Origin of the sequence: Lentibacillus jeotgali (assembly GCF_000224785.1) — a bacterium.
Taxonomy (GTDB): domain Bacteria; phylum Bacillota; class Bacilli; order Bacillales; family Amphibacillaceae; genus Lentibacillus; species Lentibacillus jeotgali.
Genome location: NZ_AGAV01000018.1, coordinates 52,874 through 70,408, shown reverse-complemented (window position 1 = coordinate 70,408; position 17,535 = coordinate 52,874). Strand labels below are relative to the sequence as shown.

The following is a 17,535-nucleotide window of genomic DNA, read 5'->3' as shown; positions in this document are numbered from 1 at the left end:
AGTGAAGTCAAAGTATTTCACAAAATATGCCGAAATTAACACGTTAATTCGTGGAGTGACAGGAACCTTAAACGATTTGACAAAATTCGGGAAGGGGGGCACCAGAACCTACGCCCCACAACACTTCTTATACTTTCTCCCGCTCCCACATGGACACGGCTCATTCCTACCGACCTTTTTGTTCACAACAGTTTTCCCGCCTTGTTTTGATGCTGCGGCGATTTCCTGGCTCATCCCAGGCTTGTCCATCACATGAAACGGCTCTTCGGGTAAAGGCTGCAGCATTGGCTGTTCTGTTCGACTGTGCAATTCATGTGGCGTAAATCCGTTATTCTCCCACAACCGGACGTTATTGGACAGATCCATAACAAGTTCCATCACTTCCTGCACTTGGCTCTTACTTTCCAACACAACGCCATGCCATTCAAATGTCTCGAAAACCTCATCTAATGAAAAACCAAGTTCACATTCATCATGAATATCTTGACACAGCCTCTCCGCTTTGTACGCATCCCCATTAAAAATATGCCGCTGCACATATTTTTCCAATGCTTTATATGCCTTCGTCGGTTCAAAATACATATCATCTTTATATTTCAACAGTTCTTTTTGATTCGGAATGTAGAATGGCTTACCCTGACGTTTTGCCAATTCCTGTTCGAATTCAACGAATGTCATGATGGTCATTTTTCGACATAATGTGACAAAATACGGGAAATGACAGGGATCCATAAAGAAGTTCCTGCACAAGCCTGTGCTGTTGTCGCACGAGTTTACGTTGACGCCGCTCAAGTTCGAGGCTTTTTCGCACAAGTAGAGGTGGCTGCCGCACATGTTTGAAACTTTCCTGCACGAGTTGGGACTGTTCTCGCACAAGTTTGCGCCGCTTTCGCTCAAGTTCGACCCAGCCCCGCACGAGTTTGAGAACTTCTCGCACGTGTTGACGCGGATCCCGCACGATTTAAATACTGTGTAAACCTTATTTTTCATTCCAAATTAAACACTAAAGCCACAATGATTCCTATAAAACTTATCATTATTGAGAATTTAAAAGTCTTTTTATGGATTGACCTGCATTCGGAAATGACACACCCCTACTACCTATTCTCGACTCTTCCTTAGCACACTCTCATACAGCACAGTAACCCCTTTTTCGATATCTTCCCAATGTGTATTTTCTTCTTCACAGTGACTTTTTCCACTTATGCTTGGCACAAATACCATGGCGGTATCGGCAATCGTATTCATATACATCGCATCATGCCCTGCACCGCTCGTCATGCGATGATAAGGTATATCGTGCTTTTTAGAGGCTTCTTCAAGTGTACTTGTGATATTTTCAGCAAACGTTACGGGTGGATGGGTTTTAATTTCATTTATGTTGCAAGTCAGTGAGTCTTCATCAACAATATCTTCTATACTCTCTCTAATTTCATTAATACACGATGTGAATCCATCCTTATACGGGTGCCGAACGTCCAGTGTAAAAGAAGTGGTTCCTGGTATTGCATTCATAATGCCAGGTTCGGTATTAATCTCGCCAACCGTTGCAACAGTTCCATCCTTTTTTGACCGAGCCCACTCATGAATCGCTTTAATGGCGGAAGAAGCTGTTACCAGAGAATCCCGCCGTAGTTCCATTGGTGTTGTTCCGGAATGATTGGCTTCGCCTGATATAACGACTTCCATCCAGGAGAAGCCGGCAATCCCCTCAACGATACCCACCGTTTTATGATTTGTCTCCAGCACAGGCCCTTGTTCGATATGCATTTCAATGAATGCAGCGACGTTTTCTTGGTCTAATCTATTATCCTGACTCCCCAGATAACCTATCTTTTGTAATTCCTCTTTTAAAATAAAGCCATCTTTATCGGTCCGGCTATATGTATAGTCCTTTGAAAATAGATTGGTGACCGCCCCGCTCCCGAGCATTTGCGGTGTAAATCGTGCCCCTTCTTCATTTGTGAACGAAACAATTTCAATTGGGCGTTCGTTCTGGATATTGTTTTCCAATATGGATTCCACAACTTCCAAAGCTCCCAGGACACCTAAGACACCATCAAATCTTCCGCCTTTAGGTACGGAATCTAAATGGGAGCCAATCATAAGGGGCGGTGCATCCGAATCATTTCCCTCCAGCCGTCCATAAATATTTCCAAAATCATCATACCGGACGTGCAGTCCCAGATTCTCCATCCATTGCATGAACAAATCCCGCGCCTGTTTATCTTCGTTTGACAACGCAAGCCTTGTCACACCATCATTTGTTGTTTTTCCAATTTCCGCCATTTGTAACATGCGTTCTTTTAAGCGATTAACGTTTATCATTTTCTCATAAAGTCCCCTATCTTTACGTTAGTTGGCGTTTTTTTTGGCTGTAAACAACCTTTCCTCCAATTATGGTTGCTTCAACTTGAATGTCTTTAATGTTTTTGGGATCGATTGTTGTTGGATCAGCGCCAAGTACTGCAAAATCTGCTCTTTTACCAATTTCAATACTACCGGTTATGTCTTCTTCAAAATTCAATTTTGCACCATAGATTGTCATACTGCGCAGTGCTTCTTCAACACTGACCGCTTGCTTATCACCTAAAACATCACCTTCCCGCGTTATGCGATTGACCGCTATCCAAATGGAAAATAAAGGCGATATCGGTGTGATTGGACAATCAGAATGCAGTGTATAAAGTATATCTTTGGAGGCAGCATCTGCAAGGCGATTCATTTTTGCAGCCCTTTCCGGGCCAAGAAATAAACGTTTATGGTGATCACCCCAGTAATAAACATGATTAATGAAAAAAGATGCTGCTATATCCAATTCCTTTATCTTGTCCAAATCTTGGAATGTTGCAGTCTGTACATGTTCTATCCTATGGCGATGGTCGGATATTGGTTTTTCGTTTAACGCATTTTCATACGCTTCAATAATAGATCCTATTGCTCGATCACCATTTCCATGGGTAGCAATGCGGTAACCTTTGTTATGCAATTCGAAAATAGCTTTATTGAAATCTTGCTGCTCATTCAATAATTCCCCGGATAGCTCCGGCTCACAATAGTAAGGTTCTCTGAGTGCTCCTGTAAGCCCTTGAATGGAACCATCCTGAAAGAACTTCGCGCTATCAAGGTAAGCCCTATTATCCGTTTGATTTTGAATATATGTGTCCAGCTGTTCGGCGGTGTAATCTTTAAAGTAACCGTCCTTGTTTAAAAGATGATGAAGAACCATGAACCGCATGCGAATTGGATTTAACCCCTGTTTCACCGCTTTCAGATGAGCATTGAATTCAGTCAATCCTAAGTCCAGTCCCACTCCTGCATCCGTACTGGTCGTAATTCCCTGTGCCAAGTAATCGTGAGAAGCCTCGCCCATTAAAGAAGCTAATTCATCTTCCGTTGGCAGCGGGATCACATCTTGTACGAGACTTAATGCTGGAATCTCGTGTAACACACCGTCCAGATGACCTGCCTCATCGCGTCCGAGGAAGCCCCCATTTGGGTCTTCGGTGGTTTCATCGATGCCGGCCAATTGCAATGCAAGCGAGTTGGCAACCGCAAAATGTGCTGATATATGACGGATGAACACCGGCTTATCTGAAACAGCCGCATCCAGTTCCTGCCGTGTCGGATGACGTTGTTCTTCTAATAATGTATTATCATAACCCCATCCTAAAACCCACTCATTATCCGGTGTTTCCTGTGCCAAATCTGACATTCTATCCAGTATATCTTGAATCGTTCGATTGGGGGGTGTGCCGCAATCCGCTTGCTTACGAAATCGGGAATACATCAGCAAATGGTTATGGGTATCAATAAAACCTGGAATGAGTGTGCTTCCCTTTAAATCAATCATTGTTGGCTCTTTACTATGATCGATCTCTTCTCTCTGCGGTTCCTTTTCCGGCCAAATTTTTGCAATAACACCATCGGTTACAGCAACAGATCCGGCGCGGGAATGTTTGCTGTCAATGGTCAGAATATTAGCGTTTATGATTAGTAAATCCGGTGATATCATGAAGCGCCCTCCTCAGAATCCATATCATCCTTTATATTTGCTGAATCTAGGTCCTCCCAATAAACTGCTTTGATCTGCTCCGTGTCATCATGTTTCGTTAATAAGCTTACAACAATTAAACTGATTAACGATATAAGAAATCCAAATACGGTGTGATCTAACTGTATATTTAAAAAAGGCCACATAAGTGTTCCGATTAAAGCCAGAAGCATACTTGTTAAGACCCCGGCCTTTGTCGTTCTTTTCCAGAACATAACAGCAAGAAATGGAAAAATCAACACCGTAGCTGAAAGGCGTAATGCCCATTGGTAGGCCGTTGCAATATCCGTCAGCATATAGGCTACAACCAGCCCTAAAGCAGCAATAATAACCACTGAATACCTCGATGAAGCCATTAATTCCTTTTGATTGGCATCCTTTTTCATTAATCGTTGATACAAATCCCTAGTAAGGTTCGAACTTCCTTGCAGAATAAAAGAGGTTGAGCCCGTCATTAACGCAGCAAGTAATCCGATTAAAACAATACCCCCAATCGCAGGTGGAAGAAGCTGCGTTGTAACATAAGAGAACAACAGATCAGGATCCATATCAAGCGGTACATACTGTCGTGCAATTAATCCGATCGTATATGGAAAAACCGAAAGTGCTCCAGCTATGACAAATCCTGTAACACCGGCGTTTTTTGCAACTTTTTCAGACTTTGACGCAAATATCCGCTGCCAAGTGGATTGCCAAACAAGATAAAAAGGCGCAACCGATAAAGCATAAAGCAGCACTTCACCCAGACCAAAGGGACCAACAATACTTAAATATTCCGGTTCTGTTTTGGCAGCGATTTGATCAAACCCACCAGCGTAGACAATACTGGTAATAAATAAAATCACGATACCTACAATGACAATAATGGATTGAAAAGCATCGGTAATAATGGTTGCCGGCAATCCGCCAAGAATCGTAAAGCCCAATATCAAAATAAATGAAAGGGCAATCCCTATGTTGACGTCAATTCCCAATGCAATGTTAAAAATGGTCGACATACCTACAATTTGCAAAGCCAGCGTTGGTACAGAATAAATGAATGCTGAAAGAACGGATGGCATTATCCCCGCCTTGCCTCCAAACCGTTCACCAAAAAGGTCAGCAAGCGTATAAAGTTTTTGCCGTCTGAGCGGTGTCGCGAAAAGTATAATTAATAGCAGGCAAAAAGCTATGCCCGGCAAGGCAAATTTGAAAAAGCCGGATATGCCAACGGTAAACCCCATTCCAACCCATCCGATAAAAACGGCAGCACCGCACCAGGTGCTGACGATTGTTCCGACAATGGACCAAAAACCCATATTCCAGCTTCCTATTAAATAATCATCATATGTTTTTACTTTGAAGAAATAATAGGCTCCCATTGAAAACATAAATATGAAATATATAATCATGTATGTTAAATACCAACCCATTTAATTAAGGATCCTCCTTGGAAGGCGATTTCAATCTTTTCTTTAAAAACAATAATACTAATTGAAATTAAAACAAACAATAGAAATAATTGCAATAATATATCATATTGATATGGTTAATGGGTAAGATAGAATATTTTAATAGGAGTCGACATGACCCAAATCCGGTGAAAACTGCCTACTTAGTTTAGCAATTTACCCCCAACTTTAATGTAGTCAATTCACTGCTCGCCCTGTTTGAAAATCCCTCACCAAAAAAAACGGACACCATCCAGACAACATAAAATATCCGCCCCGATACTACCGGGGCGGATTCCATTAGTACTATTTTAAAAGTTATCTCTACACATCCAAGTCTGCTACATTCTTTGCCGTTGAGCCTCCCAATGTCGAACGATTCTGCTTCAGATAAATCCACCTTGCTGATATGGCGCTGACAATCCCAGCGAAAATAACATAGGCAACCAGTATATAAGGAGCTCCATCGTTTAACGCAATTAAATATGTGGCGATCATCGGTGTGATTCCGCTTGAGAAGATCCCGGAGAATTGATACACAAATGACATTCCTGTATACCTTACTCGTGGTTCAAACAACTCTGCAAATAAGGCAGCTTCAGGGCCGTAAACCGAGGCGTAGAAAATTCCAAATGGGATAATGATAGCAAGCCAAATAACCCATGTACTGCCCCCACTAACCGACATCATCCAGAACGCCGGCAGTGCAGAAAAGCCGGTAATCAGGCTTCCATACCAATAAGTTCTGGTTCTTCCAACACGGTCAGAAATATGCCCAAATATCGGAATAAAAAAGCACATAACAAATGAGGCGATAGATACTCCAAGAAGAGCTACATCTCGCGATACATCTATATTATTCACAAGGTAAGTAATTGAAAACACACCCATAACATTAAAAAACACACCGTCAATATACCTTGCACCCATGCCTGCCAGCACGTTTCCGACATTTCCTTTCCACATGTCTTTAAAAGGAACCTTGGATTCAGTTTTTTGATCTTTCACTTCTTGGAATTCAGGTGTTTCTGAGACTTTCAAACGGATATATAAGCCCAAAAATACGAGTACAACACTTACACCAAAGGCAACACGCCAGCCCCATGCCATGAATTGTCCGTTTGTTAATAATGTTGAGAGCAAACCGACAATACCGGAGGATAATAGCAGACCTATTGACAGACCAACCTGCGGCAAACTGGCAAAAAGACCACGCCGGGAAGGCTTAGCATACTCAAATGTCATCAACACGGCTCCGCCCCATTCACCGCCGACAGCCAAGCCCTGCAGCATACGTAACGCCAACAAAATGATGGGTGCCCAAATACCAATTTGCTCGTATGTCGGCAGAAAGGCAATTAATCCTGTCGCAATGCCCATAACAGTGAGGGTTAATATCAGCATGCTTTTCCGCCCAATTTTATCTCCAAAATGGCCAATTATAATGCCTCCCAGAGGACGCATCACAAATCCAACAGCAAACGTCGCAAAAGCAAGTAATGTGGATATGACAGGATCGCCTGATGGAAAATAAAGCTGATTCAGCACAATTCCGGCTACGACGCCATAAAGGAAAAAGTCATACCATTCAATTGTTGCTCCAATCACACTTGAGGCCACAACACGTTTAACCATTTTTTTATCCGGTGTACTCATATAAGTTCACCTCTTTTAATTATTTTAACGCCCTTTTAAAATTAAATGCTGTAAAGCGTTTTCATTGAGTGATAAAACATTAGAGAGCTTGAAACCAAGCTCTCCTTTAGCGTTAACCCCAAACCTCATAATCTAGGTGCTTATATTTATCCAACAGACGGGTAGGCATCTTCAAGGCATCTTTACGGAATGGCGGCGCCAGCTGTGTGCCATCAACATAAATGTTCAAAACGGCAGGCTTGCGCTGTTTCAGCACGTCTTCAATTGCCGGACCAATGTCTTCCGGTTTATCGATCGTGTAGCCCAATGCGCCCATAGACTTTGCTACCTCAGCGAATTCAGGCGCTTTAATATCGGAACCCACATAGCGGTCATCATAATAATCAACCTGGTTCTTTTTCTCAGCGGCCCATGCCTTATTATTAAACACGCAGGCAATAACCGGGATATTCTGCTCAACGGCTGTACTGACTTCATGCAGGCTCATGCCCCATGCCCCGTCACCGACGATCGCAAATACAGGTGCATCCGGTTCGGCAAGCTGTGCACCAAGGGCAGCCGGATAGGCAAAGCCGGTGTTGCCGAATGTCAGGGCCGCAATATGACGGCGGGTCTGGTTAAATTTCAAATAGGCATTCGCGGTTGACGACACGTTACCGATATCCGATGATACAATCGCGTTCTCAGGCATCGCTCTGGTCATCTCAAGCAAGGCGCGTCTTGGGTTAATCGGATCGCCATCTTCCATGGCTGAATCCACCAGCTCCTGCTCCCACTCTTCCTTCCGCTTAGTTACCGCCTGGATCCGTTCGTTATCCTTTTCAGGTGACGGCATAGCCAGTTTCAGCTGACGATAGATCTCATCACTTGCTGCTTTCGCATCGCCAATGATGCCCACTTCAACCGGATGCGTCCGTCCGATTTGCCGCGGATTGATATCGATTTGAATGATTTTGGCATGTGTCGGGAAATAGTCAATATCATAGCACGGCAGCGTTCCGAACTGTGACAGGCGCGTTCCGACTGCCAGAACAACATCGGCTTCCTGCAATGAATACATGGCCGATTTGGCGCCCATATAGCCGATCGGCCCAACCGCAAGCGGATGATCCGCCGGGAAAGCGTCATTGTGCATATAAGCCGTGGCGCCTGGGGCTGTCAAATACTCGGCAATTTTCACGACGGAATCAACACCCTCCGCATCTACTGAGCCGCGGCCGGAGATGATCGCCGGATTCTTGGCGTTCTTCAACAGTTCCACAGCGTGCTCAATTGATGCAGGGTCCCCAACTCCCCGTTTATCAGCGCGGTACTGATGCGGTTCCAGAATCACATCTTCCACTTCGCCGTAAAACAGATCACGCGGAATATCGAACAGAACCGGCCCACGCTCGGCATAAGCAATCCGGAATGCCGTCCGAAGTTTATCGGCCACCCGGTTTTTATTGGTTACCTGCACCGTTTCTTTGGTAATGTCTTTAAAAATCGATACTTGATTGGCTTCCTGGAAACCATCCATACCAATTGCGTTTGTGCCGGCAGACGGTGAAATAACAACCAATGGGCTGTGCGCCTGATTTGCGGCTGCCACCGATGTCACCATGTTGGTGATCCCCGGCCCATTTTGCCCGACAATAACACCTGCCGTGCCGGAAACACGCTCGTAGGCATCTGCCATATGACCGGCACTTTGTTCATGCCGTACCGGGATAAACCGGATGCCCGCTGCCGGGAATAAATCAAGCATATCCATAAACGCCGAGCCCACGATCCCGTAGACTTCCTTAATGTTTTCCGCCACCAAGGTTTCCACGATAGCTTCACTTGGTGTCATTTTCTGTTTCTGATTGACTGCCTGCTTCCTTTCATCTGTTTGGTTGACCATAATTTGAAATCCTCCCTCTATAAATAAATGGTTTTCTTCAATTACTCAAACTACCTTCTGTCCTAACCTATGAATCAAAGATTGATAAATATCTTCAATATTTTTAGCTGTTGGTATTCTTCTGTTCGTTTGAATACCATTGCCTGACAATGCGTCATTGACGAGCAATTTCATCTCATTATCACCAATTTCTTTAATGACGTCTCCCCCGGCTTCCCAAATCTTAAATTGACGATTGAAACCTTCTGTAATCTCAATTGCTGCTTCAGAAGTTTGGATAGGATCCGATTCTCTATTAGCACCCAAAGCAATGGCGATATCAGCATAACGATCCACAGCGCTTTCCAGACCGAACCTTATGACAAAAGGCAACAGCAGTGCGACACTTAACCCATGTGGTATATGGAAGCGTGCCCCCAACGGACGTGCTGCAGCGTGTGCAAGATTTGTAGAAGAATTCGAAAATGCAATCCCCGCGTAGCAACTAGCCAAAAGCATGTTTTCCCTTTCTTCCAGATCTGCACCATTTTCATAAACAGCCGGAAGTGACTTGCCAATCATCTGAATTGCCTCTAAAGCATACAAATCGGTCATTCTGGATGCCTTATTCGAAACATAAGCTTCGATTGCATGGGTTAGTGCATCCAGACCGGTAAAAGCTGTGAAGTTCTCCGGCAGGCTTACGGTTAATTCCGGATCCAAAATGGCAGCATCAGGGATTAAACTGTGGTGACCAGGATTCATCTTATAATCTGTCTCAGCATCTGTTATAACCATGACTTTCGTTGCCTCGGATCCCGTACCGGCAGTTGTTGGGACCGCTATCAATGGAAGGCAATTTAACCGCGGATATGATGTTATTTTATCCCACTCCATTTCCGGATTTAGCGCAAATAATGAAACCGCTTTCGAAATATCGATTGCACTTCCGCCGCCAACTGCTATAACACAATCCGCATTAAAATCTTGCAGAGTTTTTAATGCTTCATTCACATGGTCTGTCGTCGGTTCTCCTGCATAATCCGAAAATAAAGCACATTCAATACCATCCTGCTTCAGAGCCTCTCCAACCTTTTCATTGATGTTCAAAGGGGGTTGAGCTAAAAATGAGTCCATCACCACCAGTGCACGGGAAGCACCATTTGCTATTGCAACGTCCCCAATTTGCTTTACAGATCCAATGCCCGTTTCTATTTGATATGGTAATGATAAAGTGGCCATTGAATACCTCCTCAAATAAAATTATAAGCCATGAATCAACCATTGAATTGTAACTACTGGTATCTACCAGTTATGGATTTATACATATTAAAACACGGCATAGAATTATTGTCAATATTTTTTGATGTGTTCAAATATTCACATGTCTATAAAATAATCCCTTACTACCATCAGTAAGGGATTATAATGTTTCGTACTACCCAATGTATTTTCTGCAAATAGAACTATTAATTGCCCCTTTGCACCAATTCAATGTTAAAAGCATACATATCCGACCTGAACACACTTTGCAAAAACTCTACAGGCCTGCCATCAGGATCCTTAATCAAACGTTCGCTTAACAGTACACTTGAATTCTGATCAATATTCAAATGTTCGGAATCGGTCTGTGTAGGCTTACCGCTCATAATCATTTGTTGTGCCTTCCAAAGATTAATTCCCAATGAAGATTGAAGCAGATCATATAATACAACTGAATGAAGATCAAAATCTTTTAGTTTATATCCAATTTCCACAGGATAATAGTGCTTTTCGATTGCAATCGGAGTATCATCCGCAAACCGCAATCTCTCAATTAAATAATATTTATCCACCTTAAACATTTCCTTAGCTTTTTTGGAACGTGATCTTTCTTCCTGGGAGAGCAAGCGGGTTCCCGGTTCCATGTTCATATTTCTAATCGTTTCAGTGATACTTCTAAATGACCCCAGCCAATCTTGTACAGGTATATTCGATGTAAACGTCCCCCGACCATGCCTTTTCACTAAAATACCTTCGTGAACCAGGTCTGACAAGGCCAAGCGGATGGTGGTACGGCTAACAGAATAGGTTTCCATCAATACTCGTTCACTTGGTATTTTGCCGTTAAAATTCCCCTTTAGAACTTCATTTCTGATCAGTTCCTTTAATTGATTATGCAGTGGTTCGGGACTATTGAAGTCTAGTGCCATCAGTTTGCTCCTTACCGTAGATTGTATATATAACCCTGCTTTGGAAAATTTAAAGTACACAGGGGATGAAATTCGTATTGCGTGATTCCTTTTACCTATTATAATCCTATATTGAAATCGCTTCAATACAATTTACTACTTACATACAATCCACAGCAGTTATTAGCTGATCATAGAAATCTGCCCAGCATTCGTAAGCATAAGGTGAGGTCTTATCCAGCTCGTTGTTTTCCTTTCCGCATCAAACGATTAGGCGATTTCGGGTAAGATAGTCGAAATAGGTTGCCATTGGTCCCTTCTTCAGACGGTACCTCTGTCCCCATTTTCACCCCCAAATAGCAACTTGCGTATTAGCTTAATAAACTATCTCTCACAACTATAATCGGAACAATTTGCCATTTGGGGGCATGGAACTAAAAAGTATCTTTAATTTTTTCAGCTAATAACGCCACCTTTTCCACGTTCATTTCGAATATAGGGATAAGAAAGCCAGCAATTAAAGAAACAGCAGCCGTTTGTCTGTATAAGTAGGTGAGTGTATTCGACAAAATTCGGGAAGTCACAGGCACCCACCCAATCCGCATGTTTCATCTCACCCTCAGAGTGAAATACTATACACAAAGATGAAAATGAAAGGATGAGTTTGATGCTGGAAATAAAAGGTGAAAATAAAGGTGAAATTTTGGAGGTGACGACTGAGGGTACGGCAACACAGGATGACTTACAAAAATTTGAGGAGGCTTTAAAGGCTAAAAAACTTCAAGAGGATCCCGTCAACATTTTGTTTATCTTCAAGAACATTGATGGTAACACACCAAAAGCACTGATGCAGGGCTGGAAAATTGTCACCCACCTGAAAAGCATAAAGAAAAGCGCTATTGTCGCAGATGAATCGTTTGTGGGTCTTAACGAAAAAGTAGAAAAACTTATACCGGGTGTGGAAATACAACAGTATCCACTGGAAAAACTGGAAGCAGCAAGAGAGTGGCTTCGTAAAGGTTAAAAGAACATACTCATTCTCCCGCCCCAAACATAGGTGGGACGAGGAGAAGCCCGCCTCCCAGTCCCACCACCAAATCAACAGCCACTTTTTCAACATAAAATGACAAAATCCGGGAAGTGACAGGCACCAGAACCCTTCGCTTAGTCGACTAATCCGTATACGGTTCAGTTCACTATTTTATCTTTTCCTGTTTTTGCTATCTTCATTGTTTCTTTTATATAAGCAGCGGATTGATGCAACAGCTTTATTTCTTCCTCGTCTAATTCAATTTCCAATTGCTGTTCCACTCCGTTTTCGCCAATGATGCAAGGCATGCTTAAGGCAACGTCTCCATCATAGCCATATTGTCCGTTCAATGTGGTGCAAACAGGATAAACGCTCCGTTCATTCAGTAAAATGGCTTTTGCCAGAGTAACGGCCGCTTGGGCAACTCCTGCATTGGTCCACCCTTTTCCATTTAAGACGTCATAAGCTGCATTTACGACTTTTTGGCCAAATGCTTTTCGATCAAGGGTTTCTTTTCCTTGAAAATGGGTGTCCAATTCTTTTTCGCCGAACCCATAAACATTTAGGCGGCTAAAGACTGGAAATGCAGTCATTCCATGTTCACCCATCATGTACCCAGTAACGCTTTTGGGGTCGATGTTATAATTGGATGCTACCACATGACGCAGACGTGCGGAATCAAGCATCGTTCCCGTACCAAAAATGCGTCCTTTTGGATAACCAAATTCATTTTCAGCAACATATACCATTGTATCCAGAGGATTGGTAATTAAAATAATGATGGCTTCCGTTGTATATTTGGTGATGCCTGACATGACCTCACGAATGTTCTTTCCGTTTTCTTCTGCTAGCATGGCCCGGTCCGGTTTTTTATTTTCTTCGGTAATGATGATGCTCGGACCTGCTGCAACAATAATTACATCAGCATCCTTAACATCTTCATAATCGCCAGCATAAACATCAATGTTTGTCATGTTGGTAAGAGCGGTAGCATGGGCTTGGTCAAGCGCTTCTCCAGACGCTATATCTTTATTTTGATCAATTACGACGATTTCTGAGAATAACCCCAACTTCATCGCGTCTGAAAGTACATAAGAGCCTACGTGCCCAACTCCAACTACAGCAAGTTTATTACTCAACATTATTTCCTCCTTATTAAGTGTGTGACGGAAGCGATTTCCGTTTACCTTTTACTAATAATTTCATTTGTGCAGCGGCAACAACTTCATCTGTTTGCTTCTTAACTTCCATTTGGGCTGTGATAACGCCTTGAGAAGGATTTTTAACATTTACATCATCGACATTCAGCTCCAAATGTATGGTATCCCCTATATATGTTGGCTTTATAAATCTTACCTTTTCCATACCATAAAAAGCAAAAACAATTTCTGGTTCAAAATGCAGTAATCCAGTTGCAACCGATAGTACGAGCATTCCATGGGCAATACGCTGGTTATATTGGGTTTTTTTAGCATATTCTTCATCTGTGTGGAGTGGAAACCAATCTCCACTAAATGCTGAAAACATAACTAAATCAGATTCGGTAATGGTTCTGCCTCTCGAGGTCCAAGATTCATTAATTTCATATTCTTCAAGGTATTTATCAAACATCCTAATCAGTCCCCTTTCAATACTTTCCAACTTCTATTCGATAACGGCTATAACATCCTCTTCGTTCACAAAGTCACCTTCTGAAACCTTTAGCTTTATTACGGTTCCGTCATCTTCTGCAGCAATCGGGATTTCCATTTTCATAGATTCTAAAATAACCACATCCTGATCGGCTTCCACTTTTTCACCTTCACGTACATTAACTTTCCATACACTTCCTGCCATATTTGCTTTTACCTCCTGCATGATGATGCCTCCTTCATGTTTCATTGTTAGATTTCGAAATTCTAAGCCGACTTTTCATCTGTATTTTCATCAAATATTAAATTGGTTTCTGGTTTTGTTACTAGTGATATGCCTACAAAGGAAACTGCGGAAATAATAAAAGCGACTGCTCCTGTATCCAGGGCTGGTGTGTAAATGTCATTGACACTTAAGATATATAAGCCAACACTAAAAACTAATCCCAAGAAAGAAGAGCAGATAGCAGCTATTCTTGTAGCACGCTTCCAAAGAATCCCTATACTTAATACTGGCACCAGTGATGCGGCAAAAATCCCCCACGAAGCATTGCCTAACCAACCAACAAGATCTGGCGGATTCAAAGAAATTACGAATGTAAATGCAATGATCCCAAAGGTAATCCACCTGGATAGTGCAAGCTCTTTCTTTTGTGAAAGTTCTTCACCTTTTTTTATAATCTGTTGATAGATATCCCGAACAACTGACTGACTTGCTATCAGGAGAAATGCCTCACTTGTTGACATAATTGCAGCCATCACGGCAGCAAAGATTAATCCCGCTATAACGGAAGGGAAGTAGGCCTCAATAAACATTGGGGCCACCATATCAGCAGACGGTGGAACGGCCATATCGCCCCGTTCCACAAGGACTCTTGCATAAAGTCCTGTGAAAGATAGTAATCCTGTTATAGCGTAAGTAGATGCTGCTATAATACAAGCCCATTTTAATAGTGATACTTTTTTAATCATATAAAACTTAGAAACAACATGCGGCTGTCCTTGATGACCGATAACATAGATGAAAAAATACGAGATAAACGCGAATATCCCAATAGGCCCCGTCGTATGGTATGCCTGTACTAAATCAGGATTTATATTTGAAAGATCGGAGTTAAGCTGCGACATACCACCGACTAAATTCATTCCTCCAATAAAGACAATTAATGAACCGACGACCATTATAATCATTTGAAGAAAATCGGTCCATATCGCGCTTACCATGCCACCAGCCACCACGTAGAACGTTAAAATGACAACACCAATTATTAGCGCAAGTTTGTAATCAACGCCCAACACCGTTTGGAGCATATTTCCCAGTGCTTTGTATTGAGCCATCTGATAACCGATAGCTCCACCAAGTATGGCGAGAGCTGCAATACCTCTAACCGCTTTACTGTTGTACCTTATCTCCAATAAATCTGGAATCGTCAACGTTCCAAACTTTTGTGTGATTTTCCTCATTGGCTTTGCTAAAATTAAAAAACTGACAAAAATACCGGCAGTCGCAAAAATGATAATCATCATATTGGGATAACCATTTTCATAGACCAATCCCGGAATCCCAATAAAGCCAAAACCTGACATTGTTGTAGACGATACAGCAAAAGCAATTAGCCACGGGCCGAAACTGCGTCCACCTAAATAAAACGTGTTCATATCCACTTGACGTCTCATTGACCATAGTCCGATTGCCAAAATGACAAGTAAATAAATGATCCCTATGGTCAGAGTCATAACTGATCATCCTCTTCCACATCTTTAAAAGCAAATATCCCCCATAATGCGGCTGCTACAAGCGACAACGGCCAAAACACAAATAACATAAATGTCATGATTGATGACAATCCAAACATCAACATCCCCCTTTAGAAAATTCCGATAAATGTAAGTAAAAAAAGAAAGGACTTCCACAAACGATAATCTTTATTTTGCGGAAGTGTATTTCTCACCGAACTGCTTACGCAAAACAAATTTTTGAATCTTTCCTGATGGTGTACGTGGTAACTCATCTACAAATATGACTTTCTTTGGTTTTTTGTAACCAGCAAGATAGTCTTTACAGTGATTGATTATGTCTTCTTCCGTTACGTTGGCTGTCTCCTTTGTAACAATAACGGCGCACACAGCTTCAATAAACTTCGGATCTGGTATACCTATTATGGATGCCTCTTTGACAGCGTTATGTCTATAGAGAACATCCTCTATCTCTGCGGCATAAATATTTTCGCCACCGCTTCGAATCATATCTTTCTTCCTGCCAGCTATCGACAGATAACCATCTTCATCAAACATCCCTAAATCACCTGTTTTACACCAACCATCGATAAATGTTTCTTTTGTAGCATCCAGCCTTCTCCAATAACCCGCTGATACACCTGGACTCTTAATGGCAATTTCACCAACATCGCCAGCCGGCAAAAGATTACTATCTTCGTCAATGATTTTCACTTCAGTTAACGGCATTGGTTTGCCAACGGTATGAGCTTTTGAACGCGAATCACTAGAATCCAATGACGCGGCAATTGGCTGCCCTTCAGTCAGTCCATAAACCTGAACAACGCCAAGATGAGGGTATTTTTCATTTAATTCTTCAAGTGCCCACGGCATCAAAGAATCCCCGCCAGTATAAATCGTTGTTAAACTCTTCAGCTTATATCGATCGATACCAGGTAATTGGAGCATTTCATAAATCATAAATGGAAACATAAAACAATCGGTGACCTTTTCATTCTCTATGACGGATAATACCCTTGAAATATCAAAGCCTTTGCTCTGAGTAATCACGACAGTTCCACCCCTCATTAAAATGGGAAGTGCTATATCTTCAAGAGCCCCAACATGGTATAACGGGCCTGTAGTCATTCCAATTTCGTTCCCGGTAAAGTTCCATTTTATTGACTGAATGGCTGAGAACCAAAAGGTCGTATCGTGGGTCCATATCGCGCCTTTTGGCTTTCCTGTTGTTCCGGAAGTATACATTAGCATGACCGGATCTGTAAGTTTTATATTTTGGTCACGGATCTCCTCAGTTGTGCCACTATCCAAAACCTGCCACCGCTCCGACCATTCTGGGATATCTTGGTCATTATAAGGAAGACAAATATATTCTTGGACAGGAATATGTTCACGTATGGCTTCTATTTTATCTTCAAAATCTGAGTGAAAACATAATACTTTCGTTTCGGAATCGTCTAACGCATATTCCAATTCATTACTCGAAAGCCTGAAATTCAGCCTGACTGCAATAGCACCAATTTTTGCAACTGCAAAATAAAGACCAATATATTCTTTACAGTTGTAGAATAAAATACCGACACGGTCGCCTTTTCTCACCCCCAATTCAAAAAGTTTATTAGCATATGCATTTGATTTTTCGTGCAGTTCCCGGTATGACCATGAATCCCCGCTTTCCACTTTTACTGCTGTTTTTTCAGATTCCGCGGATCCAAGATCATTCACCATCTGTCTTGTGATGTACCCGACATCCATTTGAATCCCTCCCACTCCTATTGTAAGCGGATACAAAATAAGTTTCTTGAAAATCATTTCACAAATATTAATGCAAAATTCATGCCAAATATCTAACTCTTGTTTTACAGACATTTTAGCGTGTAGCTGAATATTATCTTTCTGAAATTCCGAAATAGCATGTCAATTATTTTTTTGGTTCGATGTGAATTAGCACACTCCGGGCAT

At 42.1% G+C, this 17,535-nt stretch carries 16 protein-coding genes; 2 read left to right on the top strand and 14 right to left on the bottom strand.

Annotated elements, in window-relative coordinates; all coding sequences use genetic code 11:
• Positions 1-108 precede the first annotated feature (108 nt).
• Positions 109-732 (bottom strand): SEC-C metal-binding domain-containing protein, encoded by a 624-nt coding sequence (locus tag ON01_RS14530; RefSeq protein ID WP_010531801.1) that lies wholly within the window; start codon positions 730-732, stop codon positions 109-111.
• A 100-nt stretch (positions 733-832) separates the two neighbouring features.
• On the opposite strand from ON01_RS14530, the gene ON01_RS19595 reads away from it, so the two are divergent.
• On the top strand, positions 833-976 hold the full coding sequence (locus ON01_RS19595; protein WP_175284962.1) for a hypothetical protein: 144 nt from the start codon (positions 833-835) through the stop codon (positions 974-976).
• A 125-nt stretch (positions 977-1,101) separates the two neighbouring features.
• Here ON01_RS19595 and ON01_RS14525 read toward each other — a convergent pair whose 3' ends face one another.
• The 7 genes from ON01_RS14525 to ON01_RS14495 all read right to left on the bottom strand — a co-directional run bounded on the left by ON01_RS14525 (position 1,102) and on the right by ON01_RS14495 (position 11,196).
• Positions 1,102-2,328 (bottom strand): Zn-dependent hydrolase, encoded by a 1,227-nt coding sequence (locus ON01_RS14525; RefSeq protein WP_010531800.1) that lies wholly within the window; start codon positions 2,326-2,328, stop codon positions 1,102-1,104.
• Between the two features lie 22 nt (positions 2,329-2,350).
• On the bottom strand, positions 2,351-4,015 hold the full coding sequence (locus ON01_RS14520) for an amidohydrolase (RefSeq protein ID WP_010531799.1): 1,665 nt from the start codon (positions 4,013-4,015) through the stop codon (positions 2,351-2,353).
• Complete coding sequence (locus ON01_RS14515) at positions 4,012-5,466, bottom strand: sodium:solute symporter family protein (RefSeq protein WP_010531798.1); 1,455 nt, start codon at positions 5,464-5,466, stop codon at positions 4,012-4,014. Before ON01_RS14515 ends, ON01_RS14520 begins: the two co-directional genes overlap by 4 nt.
• 342 nt (positions 5,467-5,808) lie before the next feature.
• Positions 5,809-7,140 carry an MFS transporter gene (locus tag ON01_RS14510; RefSeq protein ID WP_010531797.1) on the bottom strand — a complete coding sequence of 444 codons (1,332 nt, stop codon included), beginning with the start codon at positions 7,138-7,140 and terminating at the stop codon, positions 5,809-5,811.
• Between the two features lie 112 nt (positions 7,141-7,252).
• Positions 7,253-9,025, bottom strand: coding sequence for a sulfoacetaldehyde acetyltransferase (xsc, locus tag ON01_RS14505; protein WP_010531796.1), 1,773 nt, complete (start codon positions 9,023-9,025; stop codon positions 7,253-7,255).
• 45 nt (positions 9,026-9,070) lie between these two features.
• Entirely contained in the window at positions 9,071-10,246 is a 1,176-nt protein-coding gene (locus ON01_RS14500) for an iron-containing alcohol dehydrogenase (protein WP_010531795.1), read from the bottom strand.
• A gap of 227 nt (positions 10,247-10,473) precedes the next feature.
• Positions 10,474-11,196 (bottom strand): GntR family transcriptional regulator, encoded by a 723-nt coding sequence (locus tag ON01_RS14495; RefSeq protein ID WP_010531794.1) that lies wholly within the window; start codon positions 11,194-11,196, stop codon positions 10,474-10,476.
• 646 nt (positions 11,197-11,842) lie between these two features.
• Here ON01_RS14495 and ON01_RS14490 point away from each other — a divergent pair.
• The gene (locus tag ON01_RS14490) at positions 11,843-12,199 is read left to right on the top strand and encodes a SpoIIAA family protein (RefSeq protein WP_010531793.1); all 357 of its coding nucleotides are present in this window, start codon (positions 11,843-11,845) and stop codon (positions 12,197-12,199) included.
• A gap of 164 nt (positions 12,200-12,363) precedes the next feature.
• On the opposite strand, the gene ON01_RS14485 is transcribed toward ON01_RS14490, so the two are convergent.
• The 6 genes from ON01_RS14485 to ON01_RS14465 form a co-directional block, all read right to left on the bottom strand.
• Entirely contained in the window at positions 12,364-13,347 is a 984-nt protein-coding gene (locus ON01_RS14485) for a lactate/malate family dehydrogenase (RefSeq protein WP_029329146.1), read from the bottom strand.
• A gap of 13 nt (positions 13,348-13,360) precedes the next feature.
• A complete protein-coding gene (locus tag ON01_RS14480) occupies positions 13,361-13,816 on the bottom strand; it encodes a MaoC/PaaZ C-terminal domain-containing protein (protein ID WP_010531791.1) in 456 nt (151 codons plus the stop codon).
• A gap of 33 nt (positions 13,817-13,849) precedes the next feature.
• The gene (locus tag ON01_RS14475; protein ID WP_010531790.1) at positions 13,850-14,062 is read right to left on the bottom strand and encodes an acetyl-CoA carboxylase biotin carboxyl carrier protein subunit; all 213 of its coding nucleotides are present in this window, start codon (positions 14,060-14,062) and stop codon (positions 13,850-13,852) included.
• 41 nt (positions 14,063-14,103) lie between these two features.
• On the bottom strand, positions 14,104-15,573 hold the full coding sequence (locus ON01_RS14470; protein ID WP_010531789.1) for a sodium/proline symporter: 1,470 nt from the start codon (positions 15,571-15,573) through the stop codon (positions 14,104-14,106).
• Positions 15,570-15,692, bottom strand: a complete 123-nt coding sequence (locus ON01_RS20105) for a hypothetical protein (RefSeq protein WP_280990993.1) — start codon at positions 15,690-15,692, stop codon at positions 15,570-15,572. Before ON01_RS20105 ends, ON01_RS14470 begins: the two co-directional genes overlap by 4 nt.
• Positions 15,693-15,762: 70 nt before the next feature.
• Entirely contained in the window at positions 15,763-17,328 is a 1,566-nt protein-coding gene (locus ON01_RS14465; protein WP_010531788.1) for a long-chain-fatty-acid--CoA ligase, read from the bottom strand.
• Positions 17,329-17,535 lie beyond the last annotated feature (207 nt).